Source organism: Mesorhizobium sp. M0239, from assembly GCF_040321815.1.
Taxonomy (GTDB): domain Bacteria; phylum Pseudomonadota; class Alphaproteobacteria; order Rhizobiales; family Rhizobiaceae; genus Mesorhizobium.
The window spans coordinates 24,339-37,200 of sequence record NZ_JAMYSG010000008.1 but is presented as its reverse complement, the minus strand read 5'-3'; the positions used below and the strand labels follow the sequence as shown (position 1 = coordinate 37,200).

General features: G+C 64.2%; 10 protein-coding genes. 6 read left to right on the top strand and 4 right to left on the bottom strand.

Going from position 1 to position 12,862, the window contains the following annotated elements; translation table 11 throughout:
* A complete protein-coding gene (locus NKI99_RS10020) occupies positions 1-1,023 on the top strand; it encodes a type II secretion system F family protein (RefSeq protein ID WP_023811371.1) in 1,023 nt (340 codons plus the stop codon).
* A gap of 84 nt (positions 1,024-1,107) precedes the next feature.
* On the opposite strand, the gene NKI99_RS10015 is transcribed toward NKI99_RS10020, so the two are convergent.
* Positions 1,108-1,929: a tetratricopeptide repeat protein gene (locus NKI99_RS10015; protein ID WP_352610821.1), complete on the bottom strand. Its 822-nt coding sequence runs from the start codon at positions 1,927-1,929 to the stop codon at positions 1,108-1,110.
* A gap of 116 nt (positions 1,930-2,045) precedes the next feature.
* Between NKI99_RS10015 and NKI99_RS10010 the strand changes: the two genes are divergently transcribed.
* From NKI99_RS10010 to pdeM, 5 genes are all read left to right on the top strand, one after another.
* Entirely contained in the window at positions 2,046-3,410 is a 1,365-nt protein-coding gene (locus NKI99_RS10010; RefSeq protein ID WP_352610743.1) for a leucyl aminopeptidase family protein, read from the top strand.
* A 72-nt stretch (positions 3,411-3,482) separates the two neighbouring features.
* A complete protein-coding gene (locus tag NKI99_RS10005; protein ID WP_352610742.1) occupies positions 3,483-3,833 on the top strand; it encodes a MarR family winged helix-turn-helix transcriptional regulator in 351 nt (116 codons plus the stop codon).
* Positions 3,834-3,863: 30 nt separating this feature from the next.
* Positions 3,864-4,724, top strand: a complete 861-nt coding sequence (locus tag NKI99_RS10000) for a C40 family peptidase (RefSeq protein ID WP_352610741.1) — start codon at positions 3,864-3,866, stop codon at positions 4,722-4,724.
* A 67-nt stretch (positions 4,725-4,791) separates the two neighbouring features.
* Entirely contained in the window at positions 4,792-7,341 is a 2,550-nt protein-coding gene (locus NKI99_RS09995) for a ligase-associated DNA damage response DEXH box helicase (protein WP_352610740.1), read from the top strand.
* Positions 7,338-8,054 carry a ligase-associated DNA damage response endonuclease PdeM gene (gene pdeM / locus NKI99_RS09990; RefSeq protein WP_128304349.1) on the top strand — a complete coding sequence of 239 codons (717 nt, stop codon included), beginning with the start codon at positions 7,338-7,340 and terminating at the stop codon, positions 8,052-8,054. Before NKI99_RS09995 ends, pdeM begins: the two co-directional genes overlap by 4 nt.
* Positions 8,055-8,060: 6 nt before the next feature.
* Here the strand turns inward: pdeM and NKI99_RS09985 are convergent, their stop codons facing one another.
* The 3 genes from NKI99_RS09985 to NKI99_RS09975 are packed head-to-tail and all read right to left on the bottom strand — an operon-like array spanning position 8,061 to position 12,661.
* The gene (locus NKI99_RS09985; RefSeq protein ID WP_128304350.1) at positions 8,061-8,996 is read right to left on the bottom strand and encodes a dimethyl sulfoxide reductase anchor subunit family protein; all 936 of its coding nucleotides are present in this window, start codon (positions 8,994-8,996) and stop codon (positions 8,061-8,063) included.
* Between the two features lie 3 nt (positions 8,997-8,999).
* Complete coding sequence (locus tag NKI99_RS09980) at positions 9,000-9,734, bottom strand: 4Fe-4S dicluster domain-containing protein (protein WP_352610739.1); 735 nt, start codon at positions 9,732-9,734, stop codon at positions 9,000-9,002.
* Positions 9,731-12,661 carry a molybdopterin oxidoreductase family protein gene (locus NKI99_RS09975; RefSeq protein ID WP_164892953.1) on the bottom strand — a complete coding sequence of 977 codons (2,931 nt, stop codon included), beginning with the start codon at positions 12,659-12,661 and terminating at the stop codon, positions 9,731-9,733. The genes NKI99_RS09980 and NKI99_RS09975 overlap by 4 nt, the downstream gene beginning before the upstream one ends.
* Between the last annotated feature and the right edge of the window lie 201 nt (positions 12,662-12,862).

Below are 12,862 nucleotides of genomic sequence, written 5' to 3'. Positions count from 1 at the left end.
ATGACCGAGCAAGTCATCAAGACCCTGACGGATCCGAGCTTCCTGATCGCGATGCTGGTCGCGATAGCGGTGTTTGCGACCGTCCTCACCTTGCTGCCGGCGTTTGGCGGAAACCAGCTCAAGTCACGCATGAAATCCGTTGCGCTGGAACGCGACGAACTGCGTGCGCAACAGCGCGCCCGGCTTGCGGTCGAGGCCGACCGCCGTCGCAAGGGCTTGCGCGAGGAACAGTCGATCGGCATGCGCAACATTGTCGACCGGCTGGATCTGAGACGCGCGCTCGCCGATGAGAGCACATTGCAGAAACTCAAGGTGGCCGGTTTTCGTGGACAGAATCCGCTGACGCGGTTCCTTTTCTTCCGTCTCGTGCTTCCTTTTGTCGGTTTCGCGCTGGCCGCAATCTACATCTTCGTGCTCGGAGGGCTGCCCGACAAGCCACTGGTCATCAGGCTGTTCGTCTGCGTCCTCGTTGCTTACGGCGGCTTCTACGCACCGGTCATCTACGTCAACAACCGCGCCACCAAGCGCAAGCAGTCGATCCAGATGGCATGGCCGGATGGGCTCGATCTGATGCTGATCTGCGTCGAATCGGGCATGTCGGTGGAAGCGGCACTGCGCAAGGTCGCCGACGAGATCGGTGCGCAATCGGTGGCGCTGGCGGAAGAATTCATCCTCACCAACGCCGAGCTTTCCTATCTGCCGGAGCGTAAGCAGGCCTACGAGAACCTGGCAAGCCGCACCGGCCTGGATTCGGTCAAGTCGGTGTCGCAGGCGCTCGTCCAGGCCGAGCGTTACGGCACGCCGGTGGCGCATGCACTGCGCGTGCTTGCCGCCGAAAGCCGCGACATGCGCATGAATGCGGCCGAGAAGAAGGCGGCCGCCCTGCCGCCAAAACTTACCGTGCCGATGATCCTGTTTTTTCTGCCGGTGCTCTTCGCCATCATTTTGGGTCCCGCCGGCATTCAGGTCAGCCAGCGCGGTATCTTCGGCGATCATGCGGCGCCGGCAACAAACGCCCAGTAGCGGCGAGGTAAATTCCTGCATTCCCTCAAACGAAGAAGCCGCGCATGCAGCGCGGCTTCTTCGTTGGGCATCGGGATTGTGGTCTCAGTTGGTCGCGGATTTCGGCTTGTCCTGGTCCTTGAGCTGGCTCCAGGCATTCTGCTGGGCCAACATCTGCCTGAGATAGGCGACGTTTGCCTGCGCCTGTTCGGGCGAGAGCTCCTGCGAGGCGATCTTCTCGGCCTCGTCGAACCGGCCTTGCAGGCCGACGACCAGTGCCAGATTCTGGCGGACGCGGCTGTCCGCGTTCGGCTGTTGCGCGGCCGAGCGCATATAGGTTTCGGCGGTGCGCAGGTCACCTTCCAGCACATACGACATGCCAAGATTGGAGAGCACGGAAGGCTCGTTCGGCTTGAGGTCGAGCGCCTTGCGGTAAAGCCTGCGCGCATCGTCCTTCTGACCGGTCTGGTCGAGAATGGCCGCTTCGGCCGACACCAGCTTCCAGTCGGGATATTCCGGTGTCTGAGCGCGGCGCACGGCGTCGAGCGCCGCCTCGAACTGGCCATTGGCGGCCAGCGCCTTGCCATAGGAGGCAAGCACGTCACGATCCTTGGGCAAAGCGATGGCGAGCTTGCGCATCACGGCCAGCGACTGATCGGCGTCGCCATCCATCTGCAATGCCGCCGCATAGTTCGTCGCGATCCGCTTGTCGTTGGGATTCTTCGCGTAGGATTGGCCAAGTGCGCCGGTGGCATTGTGCAGTTCCCCGGCCGACATGCTTTCCAGCGGTTTGCCGCTGGTGCGTGCGATAGAGCCGGTGGAGAGCTTGTCGGTTCCGCAACCGGCGACGCCCGCCGCCAGCGCCAACACAAGGGCCGTGATGATGAGCCGTTTTCCCCTGGCGTTGATCCTGCGGTTGGTCGGCATGGCCACCTAAGCCTCCATTCATGCGCGGCCATTGCGTGGCCGTCTTCCCTCCCGCAGAAATATTCTGTTAACCCTAACGGACGGTTAAGAACGGCGACTCACACGGAGAACATCGCATGCCTGTCGAACTCGTCGGGAAGATATTGCCGGGCGCGCTGCCGGTCCATCTGATCGCCAGGGACGGTCTAGACGCGGCCGGCCTTGCGCCGGCCGCTGTCGCCTGGGCCAGGGCCAACGGCTTTTCCGGCGAGGCAGGCAGGACGCTGGTCGTGCCCGGCGAAAACGGGGCGCTCGGCGGCGCCTTGTTCGGCGTCGGCGATGGCGAAGGCGCGCTCGCCCTCGGCGCACTGTCGAAAGCCTTGCCGGAAGGCGACTGGCATTTCGCCTCGACGCCGGTCGAGCCCGAACTCGCGGCCACCGCGCTGCTGCTCGGCGGCTATGTCTTCACCCGTTACGGCAAGAAGTCAGGCAGGGCGCTGCGCTTCGGCCTGCCGGCAGGCGTCGATGCCGGGCGCGTTCGCCGCATTGCCGATGGCGTCTTCCTGACACGCGATCTGGTCAACACGCCGACCAGCGATATGGGCCCGGAAGATTTGGAGCAGGCGGTGCGGACCCTGGCCGCCAGGCACAAGGCCGAAGTCTCGGTGGTCAAGGGTGACGATCTCCTCGACCGGAATTTCCCGATGATCCATGCTGTCGGCCGTGCGTCGGCCGGCGCGCCGCGCCTGATCGATATGCAGTGGGGGCAGCAAGGGGCGCCGAAGGTGACGCTGGTCGGCAAGGGCGTCTGCTTCGATACGGGCGGTCTCGACATCAAGCCATCGTCCGGCATGCTGCTGATGAAAAAGGACATGGGCGGTGCCGCCAATGTGCTTGGCCTCGCCTCGATGATCATGGCTGCCGGGCTGAATGTGCGACTGCGCGTGCTCATTCCCGCAGTTGAGAATTCGATTGCCGGCAACGCCTTCCGGCCCGGGGACGTGCTTGCGAGCCGCAAGGGCATCACTGTCGAGATCGGCAACACGGATGCCGAGGGGCGGCTGGTGCTGGCCGACGCGCTGGCGCTGGCCGACGAGGAGGAGCCGCAGCTTCTGATCGACATGGCGACGCTGACCGGGGCTGCCCGTGTCGCGCTCGGCCCCGATCTGCCGCCGTTCTACACAAGTGAGGAAGCGCTGGCATCCGATCTTGCGGCGGCTTCCGTCGCGGTCGAGGATCCGCTGTGGCGCATGCCGCTGTGGCAGCCCTACGATGCAAAACTGTCGTCGAAGATCGCCGACATCAACAATGTCACCCCGGATGGTTTCGCCGGCTCGATCACCGCGGCGCTGTTCCTCAAGCGCTTCGTCGAAAAAACCGCGGGCTGGGCGCATTTCGACATCTTCGCCTGGAACCCGGCTGACCGTCCGCATGGCCCCGCCGGCGGTGAGGCACAAGGCATCCGCGCGCTGGAGCGGATCATCGCGAAACGCTACGGCTGACGGTTGCAGGCGAGAGACGGCAATCGCTTTGACTGAAACGGAACCGAAACAATTTGCCGTCATGCTGGCGCGATGTCGATTGCGATGCGCCCGAGCCAGGCCTTGCGACTGTGGCAGCAGGTGATGCTGTCGCAGGTGCGCGACGACGCGCCCGATCTGACCATGCGCCAGACGGCAATCCTGTTCACCATCTATCTCGATCCGCCGCCGCACACCGTGCGCGGGCTCGCCGCGCGCCTCAATGTCACCAAGCCCGTGATCACCCGCGCGCTCGACACGATGGGCGCTTTGAAACTCGTCTCGCGCCATCGCGACGAACTCGACAAGCGCAATGTTCTGATCAGGCGCACGGTCGAGGGCGCGCTCTTTGTCGAGCGCTTCGGCGATGGTATCATCGCCAAGGCGCTCCAACTGCCGATGTGAGCGAATTACCTTTTCAACAGAGTGCTCGATTTGACTGCCAGGGATGCCCGCCTTCACGCTTTTCGCTCCGACCTTGCCGATGCACGGCTGAAGGGCGAGGTCGCCGCCGAGCGCTTCGTCGCCGGCCGGCCGGCGCGGGTCACCGCCTCAGTGGCCGATATGCGCAAGGCGCCGCGGCCTGATGCCGGCGTCAACACGCAAGCGCTGTTCGGCGACGATGTCCTGGTCTTCGATGTCGCTGAAGGCTGGGCCTGGGTCCAGGCCGAACGCGACGGCTATGTCGGCTATGTCGCCGACACGATGCTGGGCAAACGGGACCATGCGCCGACGCACATCGTCTGCGTGCCGCGCACCTTCCTTTACCCCGGGCCGGATCTGCGCTTTCCGATCGCCGGACAATTGTCGATGGGATCGACGGTGACAGTGACGGAGGCCGCCGAGACGCGCGGTACGCATTATGCGGTCCTGCCTTCCGGCGAGGCGCTGATCGCAGGTCACCTGCGGCCGCTCAGTGAAGCTGGCTCCGACTATGTCGCGGTTGCCGAGGCGTTTCTCGGCACGCCCTATCTCTGGGGTGGCACTTCCGGGTTCGGCATCGACTGTTCGGGCCTAGTGCAACTGGCGATGCGTATGGCCGGCAGCGACGTGCTGCGCGACTCGGACATGCAGGCGGCGACACTTGGCGAGCCGCTCGAACCGGGACCTGATTTCTCAGGCTTGCGACGCGGCGATCTGGTGTTCTGGAAGGGCCATGTCGCCGTCATGACCGATGCCGACACGATGATCCACGCCAATGGCCACACCATGCTGGTGTCGCACGAGGGATTGAAAGACGCCGTCGCGCGCATCGGCTATCTCTATGGCAGCCCGACAGGGTTTCGGCGGCCTTAGGGAAGAACGATCCCCTTTTGTTCCGATTCTTCTTGGCGATTAGCCGCCGTCGCGCTACCTCTGGCGGGTGACAGAGCAGCCGCGCCTTGCCGAACAGAATGCCGCCGTGGCCCTGCCCGAACCATTCATCAGATGGTTTGGTGAGAAAGGCTGGTCGCCGCGCGCCCATCAGATCGAACTTCTGGCGAAAGCCCAGGCCGGGCAATCAGTCCTGCTGATTGCGCCGACCGGTGCCGGCAAGACGCTGGCCGGGTTCCTGCCTTCGCTGACCGAACTGGCCAACCGGCCCAAGAGAAAGCCGGGCCAGGCGCGTCGCGGTATCCACACGCTCTACATCTCACCGCTGAAGGCGCTTGCCGTCGATATTGAGCGCAATCTCGGCAAGCCGGTGGAAGAGATCGGCCTGCCCGTCACCATCGAGACGCGCACCGGCGACACGCCGGCGCACAAGCGCCAGCGCCAGAAGCTGGTGCCGCCCGACATCCTGCTGACCACGCCCGAGCAACTGGCGCTGCTGATAGCGGCAGGCGATGCAAAACGTTTCTTCGAAGATCTGCGCTACGTCGTGCTCGACGAACTGCACTCGCTGGTGACGTCGAAACGCGGACATCTGCTGGCGCTCGGTCTGGCGCGGTTGCGCAGCTTTGTCCCTGGTCTGCAAACCATCGGGCTGTCGGCGACGGTGGCCGAGCCGGACGAGTTGCGGCGCTGGCTGGTCAGCCAGAATCCGCCCAAGGGTTCGACAGGCCATGACATGGCCGAACTGATCGTCGTCACCGGGGGCGCGAAACCGGAGATTTCCATCCTCGATTCCGAAGAGCGGGTGCCATGGGCGGGACATTCGGCGCGCTACGCCACGCCGGAAATCTATCGCGAGATCAAGCGCCACAAGACGACCCTGTTGTTCGTCAACACGCGCAGCCAGGCGGAGCTTCTGTTCCAGGAAATGTGGCGGGTCAACGAGGATACGTTGCCGATCGCGCTGCATCACGGTTCGCTCGACGTCGCCCAGCGCCGGCGCGTCGAAAAGGCGATGGGGGAAAACGCACTGCGCGCCATCGTCGCCACCTCGACGCTCGACCTCGGCATCGACTGGGGCGATGTCGATCTGGTTGTGCATGTCGGTGCGCCGAAGGGGGCGAGCCGGCTGGCGCAACGCATCGGCCGCGCCAACCACCGCATGGACGAGCCGTCCAAGGCGATCCTCATCCCGGCCAACCGCTTTGAGGTGCTGGAATGCCGGGCCGCCCTCGACGCCAACTATCTCGGCGCGCAGGACACGCCTCCCTTGATCGATGGCGGGCTCGACGTGCTGGCCCAGCATGTGCTCGGCTGCGCCTGCGGCGCGCCATTCCGTGCCGATGATCTGTTCGAGGAAGTGCGAACGGCAGCACCCTATGCCGGCCTCGACCGGCCGACTTTCGACCGCGTCATCGATTTCGTCGCCACCGGCGGCTATGCGCTCAAGAATTACGAGCGCTACGCCCGCATACGCCTGAACAAGGATGGATTCTGGCGGGTGTCCAATCCGCGCGTCGCCCAGCAATACAGGCTGAATGTCGGCACCATCATCGAGGTTCCGGCGCTGAATGTGCGCTATATCAAGGCCGGCGGCAAAGGTGCGGCTTCGCGCGGCGGCCGGGTTCTCGGCAAGATCGAGGAGGCCTTCCTCGAAACGTTGACGCATGGCGACACCTTCATGTTCGCCGGCAAGGTTCTGCGCTTCGAAGGCATCCGCGAGAATGAATGCTTCGTGTCGAACGCGCCCGGCAGCGATGCCAAGGTGCCTTACTATGGCGGCGGCAAGTTCCCGCTTTCGACCTATCTCGCCGAACAGGTCCGCATCATGCTGGACGACCCGCAGCGATGGAAGAAGCTGCCCGAGCAGGTCGCCGACTGGCTGCGATACCAGGCCGACAAATCGGTGCTTCCCAAACGCGACGACCTGCTGATCGAGACCTTTCCACGAGGCAACCGCCACTATCTGGTGGCTTACCCGTTCGAGGGCAGGCTGGCGCACCAGACGCTCGGCATGCTGCTCACCCGCCGTCTCGACAGGGCAGGAGCCAGGCCGCTCGGCTTCGTCGCCACCGATTATGCCTTGGCGATATGGTCACTGGGCGACATGGGCGCGATGTTCAAAGCCAGGAAGCCTTCGCTTGGCGCGCTTTTCGACCAGGACATGCTTGGAGACGACCTCGAAGCCTGGCTGGCCGACAGCTGGCTTCTCAAGCGCACTTTCCGCAATTGCGCGCTGATTTCGGGATTGATCGAGAAACGCCACCCCGGCCAGGAAAAGAGCGGCCGCCAGGTCACGGTCTCGACCGACCTGATCTACGATGTGCTGCGCAGCCATGAACCGGACCACATTCTGCTGCAGGCAACACGCGCCGACGCAGCGACCGGCCTGCTCGATGTCAGCAGACTTGCCGACATGCTCTCGCGCATCCAGGGTCGAATCGTGCATAAGGCACTCGAACAGATATCGCCGCTCGCTGTGCCGATCATGCTCGAGATCGGCAAGATGCCGGTCCATGGCGAAGCCGATGAAACGCTTTTGATGGATGCGGCGACATTGGTCGAGGAGGCCATGGGGCCGGGAATGGCTGAGGAATGAATTTTTCGCTGGCGCGCACATCGCTGATCGCCGAGGCCGATCTCGTCGGCATCGCCGGCGAGCGCGCTGTCTGCGACCCGCGCGGCGTGCTCTATTTTCCGGATCTGCGGCTTCTGGCCGTGTCCGATCTGCATCTGGAAAAGGGTTCGTCGCTGGCACGCCGCGGCACGCTGATTCCGCCCTACGACACCGGTGCGACCTTGCTGCGGCTTCAGGCCGTGATATCGGACTACCAGCCGTCGATCGTCATCAGCCTGGGCGACAGCTTTCACGATGGCGGCGGCGCCCAACGTATGCACGCAAGTTTCCGCGAGCGGCTGGAAGCACTGATGGCCGGCCGGCAATGGTTCTGGGTCACCGGCAATCACGACCCGGAAGCGCCAGCCGATCTGCCCGGCGAAACGGTGCGTGAACTTGCTACAGGCTCGCTGCTGTTCCGGCATGAGCCGTCGAAGCAGCGTGTCGAAGGCGAAATAGCGGGCCATCTGCACCCCTGCGCCCGTATAGTCCAGCAGGGCCGCTCGGTGCGGCGCCGCTGCTTTGCCGGCGACGGCGGCCGCATGATCATGCCGGCCTTCGGCGCCTATACCGGCTCGCTCAACGTGCTCGACCGCGCCTATGCCGGGCTGTTCCGGCTGGACACGCTGATGGCTTATATGCTGGGCGCCCAACGCATCTTTGCCATTTCCGGCTCGATGCTGCGGCCGGGCTAAACAACCTTACCTGCCATAGTAGAGCGTAACCGTGTGCTTCGCCTCGGCGAAGAACAGCCAACGTTCGACCAGCATGCCGGCGAACTGGATTGCAGCAGCAAGTACCGTCAGCAACGCTGCCAGCGGCCATGGCAGGGCGAACACAATGGCGAGCAGCCCCAAGGGCAACACGAAGGCCAGAAGCTGCGTGATGTGGCGCAGCCGCGCGCTGTGCTTGCGCGCGATGCGGAAACCCATTTCCTTGAGCAGGTAGTTTTCCTCGGTATGCGGCCATTCCAGCGACCGCACCGTGCCTCCGGCCAACCCGGTCGCGGTGTTGGCGGTGGTCGCGATCTCCAATCGGTCGTTGTAGCGCCAGGTCGCGAGCTTCCAGCCCCAGCCGAGCAAGGTGAGCAGCAAGCAAGCCGCCAGAAGCATCTTCGAGCCGAGAGCAAATCCCTGCAGCAGCGCGTTCAGCAGCACGCTGCCGGTCATCGCCGAGAAGATGAGGTAGGCCGGTAGAGTGTAGCGGCTGTGCCACTGGGCGATCGGCTTCAGCGACGCATAGATCATGCCTGTGGTGCAGACGGTGACGATCGCGCCGCAGGCCGCCAGCAATCCGGCAATGGCCACCCAGCCACTGGTGCGGCCAAAAAATACCCAACCGATGCCAAACAGTCCCGCCGGAATGAAGGTGATGACCGAGGCGACGCCTTCGCGCGACAGCCATGAACTGCGCCATTGCGAGAACGCCCGCCAGGCGCGTTCGGGTCTGCCGAGGTGGCCAGTCGAGGACAACAGTCCGGCTACGATCAGGCCGAGCGCCAGCCCCATGCCGATGAAGCCCAGCCAGAAATCGGGTGGGATGATCTGGAATCCTCCGAGCACGCCCAGCAGCGCGAGCAGGCCGTAGCCCGCCCCGGTGGCGGTGGTGAAGAAGACGACGGAGAAGGCTGGATGCATGGGTCAGTTCGAAAGCATGCGGTCGACCCAGCCGAGGAAACCGCCTTCGGCCCCCACCGGTTCGAGTGCGGGTGCTGCCACCGATGCGGCGCGCGTGGTGTGGGCGCGCGGCGGCAGGTATTTGTTGGTCGGGCGATAGCCGAGCTCAGGCATCAGGTCGACGCCGCCACGCTCCGCCACCAGTTGCGAAACCGCCGATAGGGGATCGCCGAGATCGCCGAAATGCCGGGCGCTGGTCGGGCAGGCGGCGACGCAGGCCGGTACGCGGTCCTCTTCGGCCAGATTGTCATTGTAGATGCGGTCGACGCACAGCGTGCACTTCTTCATCACCCCGACGTCCGTATCGAATTCTCGCGCGCCATAGGGACAGGCCCAGCTGCACAATTTGCAGCCGATGCACTTGTCCTCGTCGATCAGCACGATGCCGTCCGAGGCCCGCTTGTAGGAGGCGCCGGTCGGGCAGACGGTGACGCAGGCCGGTGTCTCGCAATGCAGGCAGGAACGCGGAAAATTGACGGTGCGCCCGCCCATCTCGGTCGTGTGCTCGTAAGCGTGCACGCGGTTGAACCAGACGCCGTCGACATGGCCGCCATAGGGGTCGATGTCGGTCAGCGGTGCCATGTGGCCGCCGGTGTTCCATTCCTTGCAGGCGGTGACGCAGGCCTGGCAGCCGACGCAGGTGTCGAGATCGATGACGAGGCCGAGCTTCTTGCCGCTTTGGCTTGGCAGACAGGTCATTCGGTCGCCTCTCTTGCCCTGCGGAATTCGGCACCGAAGCGAAGGATGTCGGGTGAGGGTTCGAAATGCGGCGGCTGCCGGAAACGCTCGAATTGCGGCTCGGTGAAGCCGGCTTCCTCGACAGCGCATTTGACGATGCGCACGCGCAGGTCGAACCATGCGGCCTGGCCTGTGACCGGATCGGAATTCGAATAGCGTTTGCCCTGTGCATCGGCCGAGGTCTGGTCGCCGATGATATGGTTGAGCAGGAAGCCACGGTTGCTCTCGGCCGCGTCGTCCTTCAGCCCCCAGCTGCCGCGCCGCTTGCCGATGGCGTTCCAGGTCCAGACCGTGCTTTCGTTGACCCCGTCGATCAGCTTGATCTGCCCCTTCACCCTGCCGTTGATGCTTTCGATCCACACCCAGTCGTCATCGACAAGGCCAAGGCCGGCTGCCGTCCGGTGATGCACGAACAGCCGGTTCTGGCTGGTGATCTGCCGCAGCCACGCATTCTGCGATCCCCAGGAATGGTACATGTGCATGGGCCTCTGCGTCAGCGCATGCAGCGGATATTTTTCGAGGTCGACGACCGCTTCCTCGAAGGGCATGTACCAGAAGGGCAGCGGGTCCATGTAGGTCTCGATGCGCTGGCGATCGCCCTTTGGCGGCAATACGGGGCCATACCCACGCGCGGCGAGGCGGAAGCGCTGCATCGGCTCGCAATAGAGCTGGAAGACGATTGGCTCCGCCTTGGGGATGAAGCCCATCTGCACCGCGAAGTCGAGATAGGAGCGGTTGGCCATCTTATAGTAGCGCTGGTCGTCGGCGAAATCGTGATGCCAGAAGCCGCCATTGTCGATGTAGCGCTGCAACTGATCCGGGTTGGCCTCGCCCCTGCCGGTCGAGGTCCCATCCTTGCCGCGCCAGCCGGCGAGCGGGCCGATGCCGGGCGTGCGCTCATGATTGACGATGTAGTCGGCGTAGTCGCGGTATTTGGCCGTGCCGTCCTCATCGACGAAACCGGGCATGCCGAGCCGGGCGCCGAGTTCGATCAGCACCGACTGGAACGGCCTGACGTCGCGGTCCGGCTCGACGACGGGATAGCGGATGGCGTCGCCCGGTCCGTCGGCATGGCTGATGGGCCGGTCGAGCAGGCTGATGCAATCATGCCGCTCGAGATAGGTGGTATCCGGCAGCACCAGGTCGGCGAACGGCACGGTCTCGGAATAATAGGCATCGGAATAGATGATGAAGGGAATCTTGTAGTTGCCCGCTTCGTCGCTGTCGGTCAGCATGGCAATGGTCTCAACGGTGTTCATCGAGGAATTCCACGCCATGTTCGACATATACATCATCAGCGTATCGATCGGGTACGGGTCGCCGGCCCAGGCATTGCGGATGACGGTGTGCATCAGGCCGTGCGCGGCCAGCGGCGCGTCCCAGGAATAAGCCTTGTCGATACGAAGCGGTGTGCCGGCCTCATCGACAAGCAAATCGTCCGGCCCGCAGACGAAACCGAGTGGCATGCCGTCAAGCGGCGTCATCGGCTTGACGGTTTTGCCGGCCGGCTTCGGTCCTGGCGGAGCGGAGCGGGGGTAGGGCGGCTTGAAACGGAAACCGCCGGGAACATCCACCGTGCCCAGCAACACTTGGAGGAGATGGATGGCGCGGCAGGTGTGAAAGCCGTTCGAATGGGCCGAGATGCCGCGCATGGCGTGCATCGAGACAGGCCGCCCTTTGATGGTCTCGTGCCGGCGCCCGGCCCAGTCGGTCCAGGCGATCGGCAGTTCGATCGTCTGTTCGAAGGCGACATGCGCAAGTTCGGCGGCGATCCTGCGGATCGTATCGGCGGCAATGCCGCAACGCTCGGCGACCGCGTCCGGCGCATAGCTCTCATCGAGGTAGCGGTCGGCGATGAGCTGAAACACCGGGACGCAGTGGCGCCCGCCGATCGTGAAGCTGCCCGTCAGTGCCGGCTTCGCACTGGCATCAGTGGCGCCGACAGGCGTCTTCGCAACCCTGTCCCACGCCAGGGGATTTCCGTCGGCGTCGCGCACGAACAGCCCGTCATCGGCGGCACCCGACTCCTGCACGACGAGAACATGGGCATTGGTGTAGCGCAGCAGATAATCGAGATCGACGCGGCCCGCCTTGAGCAATTCGTGGATGAGGGCGAATACGAACAGCCCATCGGTGCCGGGCCGAATGCCGATCCAGTCGTCTGCGATGGCATTGTAGCCGGTGCGGCACGGGTTGATCGAGACGACCTTGGCGCCGCGCGCCTTGAGTTTGCCGAGGCCGATCTTGATCGGGTTGGAATCGTGATCCTCGGCGACGCCGAACAGCATGAAATACCGGGTGTTGTCCCAGTCGGGCTCACCGAATTCCCAGAACGAACCGCCGATCGTGTAGAGACCGCCGGCCGCCATGTTGACCGAGCAGAAGCCGCCATGGGCGGCAAAGTTCGGCGTGCCGAACTGGCTCGCCCACCAGCCGGTCAGCGACTGCGACTGATCGCGGCCGGTGAAGAAGGCCAGTTTCTTGGGGTCGGTCCGGCGGATCGCCGAGAGCCGTTCGGTGGCGATCGAAAACGCCTCTTCCCATTCGATCTCGCGGAACTCGCCAGAGCCGCGCAGGCCGGTGCGCAGCAGCGGCTTCTTCAGCCTTGCCGGACTGTAGTGCTGCATGATGCCGGAGCTGCCCTTGCCGCAGATCACGCCGCGATTGACCGGGTGGTCCTTGTTGCCGTTGATGTAGCGGACCTTGCCATCCTTGATGTGCACATCGATGCCGCAGCGGCAGGCGCACATGTAGCAGGTCGTCTTGGCGATGCTGTCGGAAACATCAGGCGAGGTGTCGACGCCGTCGCCTTCGTCAGGCGCTCGCGTGTCGGCAAGCGGGCGTTGCGATGGTGCCGAATTCGCGCCGCGCGGCGGTCCCTGCATCATGATCCGGTGGCGCCTGTACGGCCCATGGATTTGGCCCGCGTCTTCGGTCCGGGGCCGCGCATGTAATGCTCTTCCGGGTGGTAGCGATCGCCGGCCAGCCGCCGTCTTATGCCGCGGGTCCAATGCGCAAGCAGGGATCTGAACCGCCCGACCATTCTGCTCTCTGCGATCTCTCGGCGAATTTTTTCTAACTTCACCCAA